Raw genomic sequence first — 18028 nt, 5'->3', positions numbered from 1 at the left:
CATCTCCTACAAAACAATCCATAAAGTAATCAATGAGCATACAAAACTGATTGCCCAAAAGACCCCATCGATTTTCCATTCAGACCAGCCACCCATTTCAAAATGATGGTGTACTGGAGACATGCGAAAGATTCGCTTACCAGTTAATTTGAATGACGTAACTTGCAAAATAACACTTGCCGTTTCACACACATAAATCAAACCAACTAACAATAATGTCCATTCTTGATGCAATAAAATCGAAATGGCAGCAAGTAGTCCACCTAAAGCAAGTGAGCCTACATCCCCCATGAATATTTTTGCAGGTTTGCGATTGTAAGGGAAGAATCCTAGTAACCCACCAATCACACTAATACAAACGATAAAAATGTCAATTTGCTTTTGGTTCCATGCGATAATCGCATAGGTCCCAAATGAGATTACACCGAGACCTGACACAAGTCCATCGATGCCATCTGTTAAGTTCACTGCATTGGAAAAACCAACTAACCAAAATAACACAAAAGCACCATATAAAATCCCTAGTGGCACTTCAATACCGAAGAAGTTCAGTGAATTTGTATTTAATTCACTTCTATAGACTAGGTAAAATATTACTCCACCAGCTAATTGACCAATCAATTTTTGCAATGAAGTCAAGCCCATGTTCCGTTTTTTAAAAATCTTGATAAAATCATCTAGAAATCCTAACAAGCCATACAAGGCTAGAATAAAGAGCAGAATAAATAATGAAGGAGTCAATTCTTTTTGCCAAGCCGCTACCCAAATACTCGTTAAAACACTAGCAATTAGGAAAACAACCCCACCCATTGTTGGTGTGCCGGCCTTCACATTATGCCATTCTGGACCTTCGCCACGAATTGATTGCCCATATTTTTTCATTTGGAAATAGCCAATAAACAAAGGCATTGTCGCCATAGTCATGGCGAAACTACTTGCTATCGGAATTAAAATTTGTGTCCATTCCATTCTTATTCTCCCCTAATTCTGCTAATCATTTTCTAGTTTTTCTATTCTAAAACAAAATGTAATTTATCTGTTGTGACAGTTTCAAAGGCCACGACGCTCTGTTCTTTACAGTAACCATCGCCAGTAAAGGTTGCTTCCACATCCAAAATATTGGCAAGTTTTAGCAGGTCCGCTTTGGACCAACCCGTTACGTCAGGCATCGTTTTTGTGCCATTAGTCAATAAAATAATCTTCTCTGAAGCTAATAACTCATCGCCATTTGGTGTGGATTGTTTAATAATCTTATCTCCCTCACCAATTACGACCGGCGTTAAGTTTTTCTTTTGTGCATCTGTTGCCGCAGCATCCGTTGCTAAATTGCGATAATCAGAAACCTTTACAGAGGGTGTATTATCTGTTGCTTCCTCTTCTGTCGTATCCTCTGTAAATTCCATTGCCCGTTTTAATAACGGATTAGCAATGCTAGGTAAAGCCTCACGATCATAATTTTCAGGTAATTTCATCGTCAAATATAAGATATATTCTGGATCCTCTGCAGGAACCATTTCAACAATCGAATACAAGTAAGGAGTCGGCATCGTATCCTTAGTAATATAGCCCCCCTTATCCGAAGCTACTTGGGCAGTCCCGGTTTTTGCAGCTACATTATAACCTGGAACGCTGTATAAGCCATACGCACTTCCATACTCAGGATCTTCCACGACATCACGCATATACTCACGTACTTTTTGTGTGGCTTCTGCACTAAATGGATGCCCCACAACTTCTTTTTTCGTCACCGTTTCATCACCAGTTTGTGGATCTACCACCTTACTAATATAGTGTGGTTGTAGCATCGTTCCATCATTAGCAATTGCTGTAAATCCACGCATCATTTGAAAATTGGTTACATTGACTGCTTGTCCAAATGAACTCATCGCCTGATCCACTATGTTATCTGTTGGTAATTGTCCAGCCGATTCAACTAAGCCAGAATGAGTACTTTGACCAAAACCAAGTTTTTTCAAATAACGAGGCCAGCTATCATTTAATTTTTCTTCTAGTTTCACCATTCCGACGTTACTTGACCATGATAAAGCTTGACGCATGGTCAAAACACCTTTTGCCCCATAATCATGATCCGAGATGGTTCGATCGGCAACCTCGATTTCTCCAGAAGTGAAGCTTTCATTCTCGTTAAAGACTCCTTCATCCAAAGCAGCAGCCGTCGTAAATAATTTCATTGTCGAACCCGGTTCATATTGGTCTTCCACTAAAAGATTACGCCAAACCTTAATATTATCAAGGTTTTCCGGGTCAAAAGTAGGTCTCTGAGCCAGTGAAACAATATCGCCTGTTTTTGCTTGAACCAACATTGCTGTCATACTCTCAGGCTCGACCTCTTTATAGGTCTCCTCAATAGAAGTTTCCAGCATCGTTTGCAAACGACTATCTAAAGTTGTGTAAATGTCTTTTCCATCCTGGGCTGGCGTTTCTTCTGCCACTGTTCCAGGCAATGGGTTCTGCGCATTATCTTTTTCAAAAATACGTTTCCCATCGGTCCCCTTCAACATCTCATCATAGATTAGCTCGATACCTAGTTTCCCTTCTAGTCCACTATCCTCTTCATTCGGCACTGCATAGCCAATTAAATGAGAAGAAAAGATGCCATTCGGGTACATTCTAGCCGTATGCTCGTCAAAGTACAGTCCTTTAAGTCCTTGCTTGGTCATTTCATTTTCAATTTTTTGTTTAGTTGCCAGAGAGATATTCTTTCCATAAGAACCAAATTCAACCTGAATTTTCCCCTCTTCATGGCCATTCTGCAAAATAGTCAACGCATCGCTTTCTTTAATCTTTAAATTCGTATGTAAGATTTTAGCAACCGCTGCGAAATCCTTTGTTTGCACATAAAGTTTATTTTTACCAATCACGTATTTTTTGTCTAAAGTAGCGCGAATAGAATAAGAAGTCGCATCTTCAGCTATGGCAATCCCATTTCTATCATAAATAGTTCCACGCTTAGCTTTAACTACTTCGCTTCCTTTGTAAAGAGCCGCTGTCTTGTCCTTTAAAGAAGTCCCAGCCACCTCGCCTTTTACGACGATGTAAGAGAAACGAGCGACAAATAAAAAGAACAATACAATACTCGTAGCAAATAAAAGAATACCTACTTTTTTGCGATTGTTCATCGGGTTTAAGTTTTTTTGTTTTTTTGCATCCTGGTTCTTACGTTTACTTGACATTTACTTCACTTTCCTTAAATTATCATCATTAATCGTCAAGCCTTCTTTTTCAGCAATTTTCTTCACTCTATCTGAGCGTGAAAGTTCATTTTTTTCTTGCTCCAAGCGGCTAATCTCTGATTTATTTGTAGCAATCGTTGACGTCATACCTGAAATATCTCGTTCAACACTACTGATACTCGTCCGTAGTTTGATAGTCATAACAGACAATCCTACGATAACTAGAGCAAGAGCGACAATGAGAACTTTTTCTAGATTTGTAAATCGTTTTAAACGTTTAGCAGGAGAAATAGAAATGATCACTTCTTCTTCCACTTCTGGAGCGAATTCTGGCAGTTGATCGATATTCGGTTCATCATGAAATTCATCTAACTGAGTATCCATTGGATAGTCGGTTGGATGATCCATCGGAGAGTCCATTGGATCTGCCATAGGAACATAATCATATGAATATTGATGTGCTTTTTTTAATTCAGCCATTCTCCTACTCCTCTTTCAACTTGATTTTTTCTGCTATCCGTAGTTTAGCACTACGTGAGCGGTTATTTTCTTCTTGTTCTTCCGTTGAAGGAAGAATTGGTTTTCTATTAACAATCTTCAATTCCGGTTTAAATTCTTCTGGAACAACAGGCAGCCCTTGAGGTAAATCCTTTGGCATGCTGTATTCTTTAAACATACTTTTTACAATTCTATCCTCTAATGAATGAAACGTAATCACACTTATTCGGCCTTCTAGCCCTAATAAGTCAATCGCTTGTTCAAGCGAATCTTCCACCGCACCCAGCTCATCATTCACAGCAATTCGAATAGCTTGAAACACGCGTTTTGCTGGATGACCACCTTTTCGTCTAGCTGGAGCCGGAATAGCCGTCTTAATAATCTCAACTAACTCTTGTGTTGTCTCGATTGGTTTAACTTGTCTAACTTTTTCAATCTCACGAGCAATCTGCTTAGAAAATTTTTCTTCACCATAACGGAAGAAAATTTTTACTAGCTGATGATAATCGTAAGTATTGACCAAGTCGAACGCGCTGAACGACGCTTCTTGATCCATCCGCATATCTAAAGGAGCATCTTGGTGGTAACTAAATCCGCGACTTGCTTCATCTAATTGTGGAGAGGAAACACCTAAATCGTATAAAATTCCATCTACCGAAAAAACAGCTTGTTCTAGTAACCGTTGTTTAAGTTCTCTAAAATTACTTTTGATAAACGTAACTTGACCTTTTTCAACAAAAGGAGCCAATCTTTTTTTTGCATGATCAATGGCTGTTTGGTCTTGATCAAAAGCGAACAGATGACCGTCTTCATTGAGTTGGCTTAATAAGTATTCACTATGTCCGGCACCACCTAAGGTACAATCTACGTAAATCCCGTTCGGCTTCACTTGTAATCCATCAACAGTTTCTTTTAACAAAACTGTATAATGTTGAAATTCTTCCGTCATCTAATAGCCTCTTTCTACAAGCCGAAATCAATCATGGTCTCAGCGATTTCATCAAAATTTTCTTCTGCTTCTGCTGAGAATTCTTGCCAACGGCTCTCATCCCAAATCTCAATTCGATTTGAGACACCGATAATCACACAGCCTTTTTCAAGTTGCGCATGTGTGCGTAAGGTCCCAGGAATATTAATTCTTCCTTGCTTATCGATCTCACACTCTGTAGCAGCTGAGTAAAAGAAACGAACAAAAGTCCGAGCATCTTTTTTAGCAAGTGGCATTTCACTTAATTTTTCTTCAAGCTTATCCCACTCTGATAAAGGGTAACCAAATAAACAGCCATCCAGTCCTCTCGTTACCACAAATTTCTCGCCCAGTTTCTCACGAAGTTTTGAGGGAACAATCAGACGGCCTTTTGCATCAATATTATGTTGGAATTCGCCCATAAACATTGAAAATCCCCCTTATCCTCCACCAGCTAAAAATAGTCTACCACAATCCCCCACTTTCTACCACCTTTTGGGAAGAATAAATCAGGAATTTTTTTGACCTATTTTTACTTTAGTGAATTACAGGGAACAAAAGACTTTTAGGAGTTTTCAAAAAGTTTTTCCGCTGTTTTTTTCATTAAAAAACAAGACTTATTAAAACTATGAATATATAAACGACCATGCTTAATAAGAAGACTAGCCGCCAAAACATTTTAAAGTAACGAGGATACACAATCTCCCCTTTGTAGTAGGCTAGAAATACCGCAATCACTATCCCTAAAAGAAATACTGAAATTAAAAAGTAGGGTAAAATTGATTTAGAAGCGGTCACCCTTGATAATTCATGCAATCCAATTAATAAAAAAGGAATGCTAATATCTGGTACCTTCACCTTGAATCGTTGTGTTAATGAAAATGTAGTGACTAAAAAATTACACGCAAATAACACAATGATTGGGTAGATATACCAAAACAACACAACCAACGACGTCGAGCTCATTTTTTATTTCCTTTCTTATTATATCTACCCTAACTATACTTCATTTTCTTTACATTCATGTTTCAGTTTTTTTAAAAGTTTATGCTTATTTCACTGTTTTTACATGTTTTCACTCAATTTTTTTCATTTACATTTTCAAAAGGACTATTAAAGGCTTTTTCCCACGATATTCGCTATAATATAGGTATCGATTTGGATAAAGAATTCGGATGAAGGATGTGCGGAAATGATCAACTATTATTCGTTAGAAAATGAATATTTTAAAAATCAAGCATCAGATGAAAAAAACGTGTTTTGGGTTTACGCTGAAGCACCCACCAAAGAAGAAGTCGCGCTACTTACCAAAAAATACAAAATGCCGGCTGATTATATCACGTCGATCTTAGATGATTCCGAAAACTCTCGGTCTGAGGAATTAGAGCAAGTGCATTTTGAGCACCCAGCCCTCTTATTGTTACAATATCCTTATGCAATCACCAGTCCTAGTGGGTATTTGCAGATCACGACCCTGCCTTTCTCAGTTATTGTCACCCCTGAGAAAAAGATTATCACGGTGACAAATCATACCCCTGTATTTATGCAGGAAGTCATTAGCCGTAAGTATCCAAGAAATGATATGTCGCATTCAATGAACCTGCTGCTTCAGCTCATCTGGGAATTGTCACTTTCCTACAATCATTATTTACAGTTGTTAAAAACACAATCCGATAAGCTAGAAGGCGAACTACAGGTTTCAACAGAGAACAGCCAGTTATACCAAATAATGGATATTCAAAAGAGCTTAATTTATGTCGAAACGGCTACTTCTGCAAACTTAGAAACCTTGAGTAAATTGAATAGAACACAAACTTTTACTAGCAGTCATGCTTACAAAATTCATTTGCACGATGTCTTGGTAGAAACCAAACAGGCACTCAGTTCGTCTCAAATTCAACTAAAGATTGTCAATCAGATGACCCAAACATTCTCTGCAATCGTCTCAAACAATCTGAATAATGTCATGAAAATATTGACGTCTTTAACCATTGTCTTGACCATCCCAACAATCATTGGCGGTCTTTACGGAATGAATGTAAAATTACCGTTTGCTGGACGTTCAGATGCCTTCTTTTGGCTTTGTCTCTTGACAATTTTTTTATGTACCGGTACGATTTATTATTTAAAGAAAAAGCATCTTTTGTAGAACTATCCTTGAAGATTTAGGCAAAAGGTTGTAAACTATTCAAGAATAGAAGTGGATTACGGAAAAAAGGATGGTCTATTATGAAGGAAACAAAACAAAAAACAAAATTTGCAAAAGTAACTAAATTCGTTATCTGGACAATGCTTGTTCTTATGTTAAGCTCTGTATTTATTACAGCTTTTGTCTATTTTATGTAATATCCAGTAAAACCCGCTTTGATTTTCTAGCACACCTAGAAAATCAAAGCGGGTTTTTTAAATTTCTAACTAATTTTCTTGAAAATTCGATTTTTCCGAAAATTTGTGGTAGAAAGTGGGGCGTTCCTTTTTATCACAAATTTTGGCCGTTTAATAAGATTTTTTATCAGCCGATGCATACCTTACTCCAGATACGAATTAAATTACAGCTAAATCATTTTCAAACGAAGAAATAGTTACTTTTTATTTAGTAGTTGTTTCTTGTGGTGGTTTAGATGGTTTCAATAGAAAATAAACAGTCACGAATCCATCAGATAGTCAGCTTCCTCTCTTTGACAACCCTTTCCAACTCAATATTCCCCCTGAAAGATTCACAAATACTCACTAATAAAAGATGCCTCTATTTACAGATTTACGATAGATTTTGACCCCTCTCGTTTACAACAAAGAAAAAGGTGCTGGGACGCTTATTTAACAAAGCCTCCCAGCACCTTTTATTATTCTCCTAGCTAAAACGATAAAACAGCTGCCTCTATCTTGAACTTATAAAAATAGTCGATTGGTCACTCAATATTCCAAATTTATCAGCCATTAGATAACAATCAATCGATGCCTAACGGCTATTTTTTGGCCATAGCCAAGAGCTCTTCTGCATGTTTTTTCGTCAAATCAGTAATTTCACTTCCCGCCAACATCCGAGCAATCTCCGCTACTCTTTCTTCTGACGTTAATTGTTGAACTTCTGTTTCTGTCCGGCCTTTTTTGACATCTTTTGAGATATAGTATTGGTAATTTGCAACAGCGGCAACCTGTGGCAAATGAGTGATACAAAGAACTTGCGAATTTTGTGCCACTTGATAAATCTTATCCGCAATCGCTTGAGCCACACGACCACTTACCCCAGTATCGACCTCGTCAAAAACAATACTCGTAATCCCTTGGTTTTTCGAAAAGATCGTTTTTAAGGCTAGCATAACCCGAGAAAGTTCCCCACCTGAGGCAACTTTTACTAAAGGCTTCAAAGGCTCACCTGGATTGGTTGTAATATAAAATTCAACTTGGTCGAAACCTTCACGTTGAAGAGCATTACCCATTTCTAAGAAACTCACCTCAAAATCGGTATTCGCCATATACAATTCTTTCAATTCTGTCAAAATAGATTTTTGGAGTTTTTTAGCAATCTCTATTCGCTGATTGTGTAACTCTTGGGCCAATCCACGAACATGTTCCTCTTGATCCGCTAATTTTTTGATGAGTTTATCCATCTGTCCGTCTGAGAAATTTGACTCTGCCAATTCTTGACTAATCTCTTCATAATAAGCCATAATCGCTTCAACTGACTCGCCATATTTTCTTTTTAGCTGACGAATCACTTCAAGCCGATGATTAACTTCTTCTAAGCGATTTTCATCAAACTCCAAATTATCTAGCTGTCGACTAATATCCCCCACTGAATCCTGCAAAAGATAATAAGCATTCTGCACATTCTCAAAAATACTGTTAAATTCCGTATCAAGATGCGCAATTCCCTGCAAATGGCTGACCGCAGCACCTACTCCATCCAGACTGTTGAGTCCTTCTGCATTTAGCGCTTCATAGCTTTCTGCCAAACCATCCACAATCTTTTGGTGGTTGCTTAATTTTTCTCTTTCTTCTACCAGCTGCTCCTCTTCATCTATCTGTAGCTCGGCATTTTCAATTTCCTCTTGTTGAAATTTCAGCATATCAATTCGTTGGACAAACATTTTTTCATTTGCTTGAATTTTCTTAACCTGCTGCTCTAATTGACGAAAAGAATCGTAGGCTTTATGGTAGGCTTTTTTGGCACGCTTAAATGACTGATTACCAAACTCATCCAGTAAGCCTAAATGTTTATCAGCTTGCATCAATTCTTGATGTTCATTTTGACCATGGATATCCACCAAAAATTCACCGATTTTTCTCAGTGTTGCAAGCGTCACAATCCGACCATTAACGCGACATATATTCTTTCCAGAAGTAGACATATCCCGCTGAATAATCAAATTCTGCTCTTCAGTATCAATTCCTAATTCTTCCATAAAGTGCAAAAACTCGGCTTGTTTTGGCAGCTGAAATAACCCTTCCAAGGTACACTTCTGAGCTCCTTGTCGAATGTAATCCGCGGAGCCTCTACCACCAGCCAATAGTCCCATGGCATCGATAATAATTGATTTCCCAGCACCTGTCTCACCAGTCAGTGCCGTCATTCCTTGATGAAACGACAATCGTAGCTTCGAGATGATGGCAAAATTTTCTATGGTTAATTCTTGTAACAAGACGTTTCCCTCCTGTTCCTATAGATAGCGCAAAAATTCTTGTTTCAAATAGCGCGCTGCTTCTTCTGTTTTAGTAATCATTAAGACATTGTCATCATCATTGATTGTTGAAAACAACTCTTTTTTGTAGCGCTTATCAATCAAGTTAGCCGCTGCCGAAGCATTTCCAGGGAGCGTTTTTAAGCTGACAAATTTTTCCATCTGATCTACTGAAACAAACGCATCTTTTAAAAGTTTTTCTAATTTCAAGCCGACATCTTCGCTAGTTTCCGCCGGTAAACTGTAGCGATAGCCGCCTTCAGCTGAAGGAATTTTAATCAACTTCATTTCTTTGATATCTCTTGAAATGGTCGCTTGAGTCACTTCTACCCCTTTAGCATCCAACAATTCAACAAACTCTTCCTGCTTTTGAATACTTTGTTCAGAAAGTAATCGAGTAATCAAACGATGTCTATCTTTCTTCCTCATAACTATATACGCCCCTTCGTTTCAAAGTCATATTTATCATAGCTTATTTTTTTGTTATTATAAAGAAAATTCGTTGGCTTCTTAAGAGAAACACAACGAATTTTTATTACTTATCCAATTTTCCGTGGGCTGCCTGGACAATTTCATCAATCGAAATTGCTGGAGCTAGCTGACCCTCTTCAGTTGATTTCTTTAAATGCGCTAAGAATTCGATATTCCCTTCGCCTCCTGTAATCGGTGAGAAACTAAGAGCTGCCACATCATAGTTCGTTGCCATAGCAAAAGACAAGATCTTTTCCAAAACCATTTTATGCACCTGAGGATCACGAATAATCCCTTTTTTGCCGACGAATTCTTTGCCTGCTTCAAATTGCGGTTTAATCAGGGCAATAACATCGCCACCATCAGCCAAGATATCATGGAGCGGTGGCAAAATTAATTTCAGCGAGATAAATGAGACATCAATCGTTGCTACCTGTGGCTGCCCTTGATCAAAATCTTCTGGCTTGGAATAACGGAAATTCGTCCGTTCCATTACCACTACTCGCTCATCCTGACGAATCTTCCAAGCTAACTGATTGTAGCCTACATCTAAGGCATAACTCATTTTTGCCCCATTTTGGAGCGCTGCATCCGTGAAGCCGCCCGTAGAAGAACCAATATCCAAGATTACTTTCTCCGCTACCGTCAGATCAAAAATTTCTAAGGCTTTTTCAAGCTTTAGTCCCCCACGAGAGACATACGGAAGTTTTTGTCCTTTAACTTGAAGAAGAGTTTCTATTGCAATCTTCTCTCCCGGCTTATCTAAACGTTCATTTTTATCCGTATACACTTGCCCAGCCATCACGCCACGCTTGGCTTTTTCCCGTGTTTCAAAAAGGCCTTGGTTAAAGGCAAGGACATCTACGCGTTCTTTTTTCATTTTGTGCCTCTTTCTAAATAAAACGCCTTGACCAATTCTTTCAAATATCTGGCTTCAAAACTAGCAACTGTTTGCTGAATTCGATCAATCGTGCGTTCTGCCGCCACCAACTCTTCATCTAAAGCCAATTTGGCCTCAGCTAATCCCAGCAATCCCGGATAGGTACTTTTATTTAATTCGGCATCCCGTTGTGTATTTTTTCCTAATTGTTCAGTCGTACTTGTTACATCTAATAAGTCGTCACGAATCTGAAAAGCCAAGCCTAAATGCCCCGCCAATTGTCGTAATTCCTCTAAAACTTCGACAGGCTGGTTTGCTAAGACACCTCCAGCAACAAGCGCAAATTCAATCAGCTTGCCCGTCTTATCCTCATGAATTTTTGCCAACTCTTCCACAGTGATGGTTTTATTTTCGGCTTGCATATCAGCGGCTTGACCACTAACCATGCCCGCACCCCCAGCAGCTTGCGCAAATTGTTGAATTAATAATAACTTCGGCTCACTCTCAATCTGAGCCATGCTCACTAGCTGAAAAGCCATTGTCAGTAAGCTATCACCTGCCAAAATTGCTGTCGCCTCACCAAAAACTTTGTGGTTAGTCGCTTTGCCGCGACGCAGGTCATCATCATCCATTGCCGGTAAATCATCATGAATGAGCGAGTACGTGTGCACCATTTCTAAGGCAGCAGCGGTTTGATAAGCACCTGCGCCAACCGTTTTATGAAATGACGCCACTACTGCTAATAGTAACTGCGGACGAATTCGCTTCCCACCTGCATTGACTGAATAAAGCATACTTTTTTTCAGCTCTTCATTCGTGGTATGTTTTTCGATAAAAGAAACCAGTTCTTCTTCAACATAAGGTAAGTGTTGTTCAGCAAACGTTTGATTTTCTGCCATAACTACTCGCCCTTCTCTTCAAAAACGACTTCTTCATTCGCCTCTGTCATCATTTTCGTTAAGGTTTTTTCTGCTTTTGTTAGTGTATCTTGGCACTGTTTACTCAAATCCATGCCTTTTTTAAAAGCATCTAAGGCTTCTTCTAACGGAACATCGCCTTGTTCTAATTTTAAAACAATCTCTTCTAATTCTTGTAATGAAGCTTCAAATGTTTTTGTCGCCATGTTCATCCCCCTTAATCTCAGTTATTTCAGCGACCGCTTGGCCATCTTTATAATGAATAGTGACCTGATCCTTAACGGCCAGTTCAGTCGTACTTTTGATGACTTCATTCTCCTTCGTTGTGTAGCTATAGCCTCGTCCCATAATTTTCAATGGACTTAACAAGTCTAACGACTGCACAGCTGTCTCATAAGAACGACGTTGCTTTTCCATATAACTCGTCATTCGCTCAATTAAGCGACGCTGACTATACTCAAGTTGTTGTTGTGCTTGTTGCAATCGATGGCTAGGCTCCATCTGATACATTCGATGAATAATCTGACTCGCATACTTGTCCTTTTCATATAATGACTGTTGCATCGCCTGTCTCAATCGTTGCATCATTTGATCTAGCTTAACTGATTGGGCATCATACAATCGACCCGGCTGACGGAAAACATACGAATTAGCTGAACGCTGATAACGCTCTTGTTTTCGCTGAAGCTGATACAAGAAGGCTTGCTCCAAACGAGCTTGCCGCTCTTTAATTCTCAATAATTCTTCAGAGAGCACCGGTACAGCCAATTCGGCCGCCGCTGTCGGTGTCGCTGCCCGCACATCCGCTACTAAGTCAGCAATCGTCGTATCCGTTTCATGACCTACCGAAGAAATAATAGGTGTATGCGCCGCGTAAATCGCTCGCGCCACTCGCTCTTCATTAAACGGCCACAAATCCTCAATTGAACCACCACCACGACCCATGATAATCGTATCAAAATCACCCAACTCTTCGACACGCTGTAGATTTCTCACCACATCATCGGCTGCTTGATTGCCTTGAACTACGGTCGGAAATAACACAATTTGAGCAATTGGGTATCTTCGTTTGACCGTCGTAATAATATCGCGGATTACCGCACCACTCGGGCTAGTCAATACCGCAATTTTCTTAGGATAACGTGGCAACATTTTTTTAGGTCCGTCGAACAATCCCTCTTTGCTCAGCTTCTCTCTCAGCTCAGCCAACGCTTGATAGAGTGCGCCGACACCATCAGGCTCCATATGTTCGATATATATTTGATAGGAGCCACTACTTTCATATAATGAAATGCGGCCAACCACCAAAACCTTCATCCCTTCTTTAGGGGCGAATTTCAGTTTTTGGAACGCTCCTTTAAACATAATCGCCGAAATTTTCGCTTGATCATCCTTCAAACTAAAATACTGATGAGCATTCGGTCTTGGTCGAAAGTTCGATATCTCTCCTGTTAAATACACTCGCTCAAGGTAAGGATCTGCCTCGAATTTCCGTTTCAAATATTTAGTTAAAGCGGTAATCGTCAGATATTGCTGCGCCATTTCCTCACCTCTATTTCTTTATTTCTATCCTTAGTTAGGTAACTTTCACTTAATCATTTGAGGAATACTCATGATAATTTTTGCCTCTATCCGAGCCTATTTTGCTCCCACAATAGTGGCTCCCACTATCAATTATCTCTGCCTTTTAGCGGCTTCAACCGTTTGTTTCATTAACATCGTAATCGTCATAGGACCGACTCCTTTAGGCACAGGGGTAATGTAGCTTGTCAAAGGTGCTACTTCATCAAACTTCACATCGCCAATTAATTTACCCGCCTCATCTCGGTTCATACCTACATCAATTACCACTGCACCAGGCTTAATAAACTCTTTCGTGACAAAATGACCGCGCCCGATTGCTACAACTAAGATATCCGCTTCTCTCGCCACTGCAGGCAAATTTTTCGTTTTAGAATGAGTCATGGTTACTGTCGCATTTTCCATCAAAAGTAGTTGACCCATCGGCTTCCCAACGATATTACTGCGCCCAATCACCACTGCATGCTTCCCTTCAAGCGCAATATTATACGCTTCAAACATCTTCATGATGCCATAAGGGGTACACGGAATCATCTCAGGATCTCCAGCAAATAACTTCCCTAAATTCATTGGATGAAATCCATCAACGTCCTTCTTAGGATCAATCGCTAATAACACTTTTTCTTCATCAATTTGTTTAGGTAAAGGCAATTGAACTAAGATTCCATGAAAGTTTTCGTCCTTATTATAACGGTCAATCTCTGCTAATAAAGCTTCTTCTGTTAAGTCTGCTGGGTAACGTTCCACAGTCGAATGGAGCCCAATTTTATTAGCCGCTATTTCCTTATTTCTGACATAGACCTGGCTCGCTGGGTTATCCCCTACCAATAGAACAACTAATCCCGGAACCAGCCCTTCTTTAGCCAATTCAGCGACTTCTATAGCAATCTCTGCTTGTAATTTTTCTGCCAATTCTTTCCCGTTAATGATTTCTCCCACAACAACCACTCCTCATTATTATTGAACGTTTTAATTTTAGCATACAACCAATTATCTGCGTAGATTTCGACTTGTAAATATGAAAAAGCCGAGGATCATTCCCCAGCTTCAATTTCTTTCATCAGATTAGATAAAACACCATTCACGAATTTACGTGAACGATCATCACTAAACGTCTTGGTTAACTCTAATGCTTCATTCAAGGCCACTGTATTTGGAACGTCTTCGACATACAGCATCTCAAATGTAGCGATACGCAAAATCACTAAATCCATTTTTGAAATCCGGTTAATTTTCCAGTTATCTCGTAAATGTCTTTGAACATAGGTATCAAGTTCGGCTTTTTTCTCACAAACGCCCCCTACTAAGACATCCAAATAAACCGGAACAAACGCATCTTCTTCTTCACTGAGCAATTCTTCATGTTCTAATTCAAGCGCACTAATAATCGCATCTTTTTTAGTTAAATCTGTATTAAAATCTAATGGAAATAAGGCTTGTAAAGCCATTTCTCTAATCTCTCGGCGGGTTAGCTCTTTACTCATTTGTATCCTCATCATCTTCGAACAACTCATCAAAATCAGGTTGCTCCATTTTTTCTGGTACAACAGCTACAACATGTACATTAACTTCAACTAATTCAATATCAGTCATAAATAAAACTTGTTGTTTGACACGATCCTGCATCTCCATCGCTACTTTAGGTACAGACACCCCATATTTTAAATAGCAATAGATGTCAACTTTTAAGCCAGTCTCATCAAAAGTTAGATATACGCCTTTACCATGTGAAGCTCTACCTAAAAGTTCTGTCACATTACTCGCAAATGTCCCACGCATGCCGTAGACACCTTCGACTTTTGATGCTGCAATGCCAATGACGACTTCTATCACTTCAGGAGCGATAACTATTTCTCCTAATTCTTGATTTGCATCTAATACTAAATTTTTCTGTTCTACCATACTAGTGCCTCCTTAATTACGCACATGATACCTTTGTATCAACGGTTGTTTCTCAATTATTTTTTGAAACGTCCTTCTCATCTACAATCATACGCTTATAGACATTCTTTGACTACTGAATAGTCCAGTTTTAGTTTATCATTATTTACAGTGATTATCTATAATAAACCGACAAGGAATTACGAAATCTTTGAATTTCCTTAAAAAAAGAATCCCATGGAAATCTCGACGTCTATCTGACGAAATAATCCAGTACAAATCTCCTATAAAATGATCAATTCTTTCGGTGAATGCGTCAAAATTTCATTTCCGGTAGCTGTAATCAACAAATCATCCTCAATCCGCACACCACCTAGGCCAGCCAAATAAATACCCGGCTCATCGGTAATAATATTTCCTGCCACAAAAGCTTCCTCGGCTCTGAAAGAAACATTCGGTCCTTCATGAATTTCTAAACCAATCCCATGACCCGTCGAGTGGCCAAATGCTTCGCCGTAGCCCATCTCGGTAATATAATCTCTCGCAACTGCATCTAATTGAACCCCTGTCACACCTGGTTTGGCAGCTTCAATTACTTTGAGCTGTGCATCTAGAACAATTTGATGAATTTCTTTCATTTTTTCACCAGGATCACCCAGCGCAAACGTCCGTGTCATATCAGAAACATAGCCTTCATAATAACAACCAAAGTCCAAAGTAATTATTTCACCCTGTTGAATCACTTTTTGACTCGCCACACCATGAGGCATTGCTGAACGATAACCACTGGCAACAATCGTCTCAAATGAAACCTCTGAAGCACCTAACGAACGCATATGAAAATCTAGCAGATTAGCCACTTCGATTTCTGTCATGCCTGGCTTGATGGTTTTTAACACGTAGGCAAAACCAGCATCCGCAATCTCACAGGCCTTCTTAACTAACGCAATCTCTTCCTCATCCTTGACTTCTCTCAACTCTTCGATCAGCCCCGCCACCGGAATGAGCTCAGCCATAATCACTTCATCTAAGACAGAATATTCCGCAAAACTGACATGTAATTCTTCGAACGCCAACTTTTGCAGTTTTTCTTTTTTGACAATATTAGCCACTTCGTCGAAAATCGGTCCAACATTTTGAACCACTTCAAAGCCCTGTGCTTGTTCAGCAGCCTGTTCGGTATATCTAAAGTCAGTAATAAAAAAAGCTTTATCTAAGGTAATTACTGCTAAACCAGTCGTCCCAGTAAAATTAGTTAAATAACGCAGATTGTATTTGCTCGTCACTAAAAAGCTATCCAATCCATCCTTCTTCATTTCATCTCTTAATTTGTTTACACGATTCATCATCGAATTATCCCTACTTTCTTTTCCTGTCTCGTTCATTATAGCAAAAAATGGAAAAAGTAAAACCTATCACCACTTTAAATAGAAAGAAACAGCCATGAAGAAAATTCTCCATGACTGCTTTCTTTCTATTTATTAATCTTCACACAACTACTTAAAATTATTTTTTTACTGATCTTTTTACAGAGTTATTTTACTGACTTTTATTAATAGCCATTATTTTCTGATAATGCTTTGTACCAGAGACCACTCTTCTTCATTGTGCGTTCATAATCATTTTCTAAGTCAACCCGGTAGAAGCCATAACGGTTTCTGTAGCCATTCAGCCATGACCAACAATCGACAAAAGTCCAGGTATGATAACCGAAACAGTTACTACCTTCTTCAATTCCTTGGTGCAAATAATCCAGATGCTCCTGCATGAATTCGATACGGTAATCATCTTCAATCATGCCATCTTCCTGTAAGAAGCGTTCTTCATCTGCCACACCCATGCCGTTTTCGCTGACATACCACGGAATATTGTTGTATTTTTCTTTCATCATAATCGCTACATCATACAAAGCTTTCGGATAAATTTCCCAGCCACGATAAGGATTAATCTTTTTCTCAGGCCAATCGTAAGGCATATACAGATCCTCTGGCATCTTTGCAGGCACTTTAGGGTTTTCTGGCGCTTGCACACGTCTCGGTTGGTAATAATTTAAGCCAATAAAATCAACCGTATTGTCTTGCATCAAAGCTTTATCTTCTGATTGTGTTTCAGGAGTTAATTGATGCTCTTTAACTAATTGAATCAGTGCTTCAGGGAGCTGCCCATGTACGGCTGGATCTAAGAAACTATTGATATTCAACAAGTCCGAAGCTTCTTTCGCTTTTTCGTCTTCTGGACTAGCACTGCGGCCATAAGCCGGTGAAATATTCAAAATAATCCCAATTTCGCCATTCGGTAATACTTTACGGAACTCTTCCACCGCGCGCACATGCGCCATCAGCGTATTGTAGCCTACCTGAACCGCCTTTTTAAAATCAACCACATCTGGGTAATGGTAGCCATACAGATAACCACACTCCACATGAACGATTGGTTCATTAAAGGTCGTCCATTTCGTCACAAGATCGCCAAATTGTTCAAAAGCGGTCTTGGCATAAAAAGCAAAAACTTCGACTGATTCTCTAACTTCCCAACCGCCTTTTTCCATCAACCACATCGGCATATCAAAATGGAATAAATTCATAATAGGCTCCACGCCATTGTCCTTCATTTTTTGGAAATAATCGCGATAAAAAGCAACTGCTTCAGGATTTAACGTCTTTCCATCAGGTAATAAACGCGTCCAAGCAATCGATGTCCGGATAGAATTCAAGCCGATTTCTTTCATTCTTAGGCAATCTTCGGCATACGTTTCATACATATTCGAAGTATTCTCTGGTCCTTGATCCTGATTAAACTTCTCCGGATTTTTTTCAAACCAGTAATCCCACGTTGAAGGAGATTTGCCATTCTTTGACCCATGTCCTTCTGTTTGTGGCGCTGACATCGCTGAACCCCACAAGAAACCTTTTGGAAATTTTTTCATTTTTTTGACACTCATTTCTTTTTTAGTATTG

The 18028-nt window shown here is 39.2% G+C and carries 19 protein-coding genes; 2 read left to right on the top strand and 17 right to left on the bottom strand.

Annotated elements, in window-relative coordinates; translation table 11 throughout:
• Positions 1 to 6 precede the first annotated feature (6 nt).
• From mraY to BAU15_RS08380, 6 genes are all read right to left on the bottom strand, one after another.
• A complete protein-coding gene (gene mraY / locus BAU15_RS08405) occupies positions 7 to 969 on the bottom strand; it encodes a phospho-N-acetylmuramoyl-pentapeptide-transferase (protein WP_161842301.1) in 963 nt (320 codons plus the stop codon).
• A 41-nt stretch (positions 970 to 1010) separates the two neighbouring features.
• Positions 1011 to 3194 (bottom strand): penicillin-binding transpeptidase domain-containing protein, encoded by a 2184-nt coding sequence (locus tag BAU15_RS08400; protein ID WP_161842300.1) that lies wholly within the window; start codon positions 3192 to 3194, stop codon positions 1011 to 1013.
• Complete coding sequence (ftsL, locus tag BAU15_RS08395; protein ID WP_161842299.1) at positions 3195 to 3674, bottom strand: cell division protein FtsL; 480 nt, start codon at positions 3672 to 3674, stop codon at positions 3195 to 3197. It lies immediately after the preceding gene.
• Positions 3675 to 3678: 4 nt separating this feature from the next.
• On the bottom strand, positions 3679 to 4641 hold the full coding sequence (rsmH, locus tag BAU15_RS08390; RefSeq protein ID WP_161842298.1) for a 16S rRNA (cytosine(1402)-N(4))-methyltransferase RsmH: 963 nt from the start codon (positions 4639 to 4641) through the stop codon (positions 3679 to 3681).
• 14 nt (positions 4642 to 4655) lie between these two features.
• Positions 4656 to 5087: a division/cell wall cluster transcriptional repressor MraZ gene (mraZ, locus tag BAU15_RS08385; protein ID WP_161842297.1), complete on the bottom strand. Its 432-nt coding sequence runs from the start codon at positions 5085 to 5087 to the stop codon at positions 4656 to 4658.
• Between the two features lie 175 nt (positions 5088 to 5262).
• Positions 5263 to 5625, bottom strand: coding sequence for a DUF3397 domain-containing protein (locus tag BAU15_RS08380; RefSeq protein ID WP_161842296.1), 363 nt, complete (start codon positions 5623 to 5625; stop codon positions 5263 to 5265).
• A gap of 226 nt (positions 5626 to 5851) precedes the next feature.
• Here BAU15_RS08380 and BAU15_RS08375 point away from each other — a divergent pair, with 226 nt between their 5' ends.
• Together BAU15_RS08375 and BAU15_RS08370 are read left to right on the top strand one after the other, a co-directional pair.
• Positions 5852 to 6808 carry a magnesium transporter CorA family protein gene (locus BAU15_RS08375; RefSeq protein WP_161842295.1) on the top strand — a complete coding sequence of 319 codons (957 nt, stop codon included), beginning with the start codon at positions 5852 to 5854 and terminating at the stop codon, positions 6806 to 6808.
• An 80-nt stretch (positions 6809 to 6888) separates the two neighbouring features.
• Positions 6889 to 7005 carry a DUF4044 domain-containing protein gene (locus BAU15_RS08370; RefSeq protein WP_161842294.1) on the top strand — a complete coding sequence of 39 codons (117 nt, stop codon included), beginning with the start codon at positions 6889 to 6891 and terminating at the stop codon, positions 7003 to 7005.
• Between the two features lie 620 nt (positions 7006 to 7625).
• Here the strand turns inward: BAU15_RS08370 and recN are convergent.
• From recN to BAU15_RS08315, 11 genes are all read right to left on the bottom strand, one after another.
• Complete coding sequence (recN, locus tag BAU15_RS08365; protein WP_161842293.1) at positions 7626 to 9302, bottom strand: DNA repair protein RecN; 1677 nt, start codon at positions 9300 to 9302, stop codon at positions 7626 to 7628.
• Positions 9303 to 9320: 18 nt separating this feature from the next.
• Positions 9321 to 9770, bottom strand: a complete 450-nt coding sequence (gene argR, locus BAU15_RS08360) for an arginine repressor (protein ID WP_161842292.1) — start codon at positions 9768 to 9770, stop codon at positions 9321 to 9323.
• Between the two features lie 106 nt (positions 9771 to 9876).
• Positions 9877 to 10692 (bottom strand): TlyA family RNA methyltransferase, encoded by an 816-nt coding sequence (locus BAU15_RS08355; RefSeq protein ID WP_161842291.1) that lies wholly within the window; start codon positions 10690 to 10692, stop codon positions 9877 to 9879.
• Positions 10689 to 11591: a polyprenyl synthetase family protein gene (locus tag BAU15_RS08350; RefSeq protein WP_161842290.1), complete on the bottom strand. Its 903-nt coding sequence runs from the start codon at positions 11589 to 11591 to the stop codon at positions 10689 to 10691. Before BAU15_RS08350 ends, BAU15_RS08355 begins: the two co-directional genes overlap by 4 nt.
• A gap of 2 nt (positions 11592 to 11593) precedes the next feature.
• Positions 11594 to 11815: an exodeoxyribonuclease VII small subunit gene (locus BAU15_RS08345; RefSeq protein ID WP_161842289.1), complete on the bottom strand. Its 222-nt coding sequence runs from the start codon at positions 11813 to 11815 to the stop codon at positions 11594 to 11596.
• A complete protein-coding gene (gene xseA, locus BAU15_RS08340) occupies positions 11796 to 13151 on the bottom strand; it encodes an exodeoxyribonuclease VII large subunit (RefSeq protein ID WP_161842288.1) in 1356 nt (451 codons plus the stop codon). The genes BAU15_RS08345 and xseA overlap by 20 nt, the downstream gene beginning before the upstream one ends.
• Before the next feature lie 132 nt (positions 13152 to 13283).
• Positions 13284 to 14129 carry a bifunctional methylenetetrahydrofolate dehydrogenase/methenyltetrahydrofolate cyclohydrolase gene (locus BAU15_RS08335; protein ID WP_161842287.1) on the bottom strand — a complete coding sequence of 282 codons (846 nt, stop codon included), beginning with the start codon at positions 14127 to 14129 and terminating at the stop codon, positions 13284 to 13286.
• Between the two features lie 95 nt (positions 14130 to 14224).
• Positions 14225 to 14674, bottom strand: a complete 450-nt coding sequence (nusB, locus tag BAU15_RS08330; RefSeq protein WP_161842286.1) for a transcription antitermination factor NusB — start codon at positions 14672 to 14674, stop codon at positions 14225 to 14227.
• Entirely contained in the window at positions 14667 to 15092 is a 426-nt protein-coding gene (locus tag BAU15_RS08325; protein WP_161842285.1) for an Asp23/Gls24 family envelope stress response protein, read from the bottom strand. Before BAU15_RS08325 ends, nusB begins: the two co-directional genes overlap by 8 nt.
• Positions 15093 to 15355: 263 nt before the next feature.
• Positions 15356 to 16420 carry a M24 family metallopeptidase gene (locus BAU15_RS08320; protein WP_161842284.1) on the bottom strand — a complete coding sequence of 355 codons (1065 nt, stop codon included), beginning with the start codon at positions 16418 to 16420 and terminating at the stop codon, positions 15356 to 15358.
• A gap of 203 nt (positions 16421 to 16623) precedes the next feature.
• Positions 16624 to 17997: a glycoside hydrolase family 1 protein gene (locus BAU15_RS08315; RefSeq protein WP_161842429.1), complete on the bottom strand. Its 1374-nt coding sequence runs from the start codon at positions 17995 to 17997 to the stop codon at positions 16624 to 16626.
• Positions 17998 to 18028: the final 31 nt, after the last annotated feature.

Origin of the sequence: Candidatus Enterococcus huntleyi (assembly GCF_009933175.1) — a bacterium.
GTDB lineage: Bacteria > Bacillota > Bacilli > Lactobacillales > Enterococcaceae > Enterococcus_K > Enterococcus_K huntleyi.
Note: the sequence above shows the minus strand (reverse complement) of the source record. Positions and strands in the feature narration are given on the sequence as shown.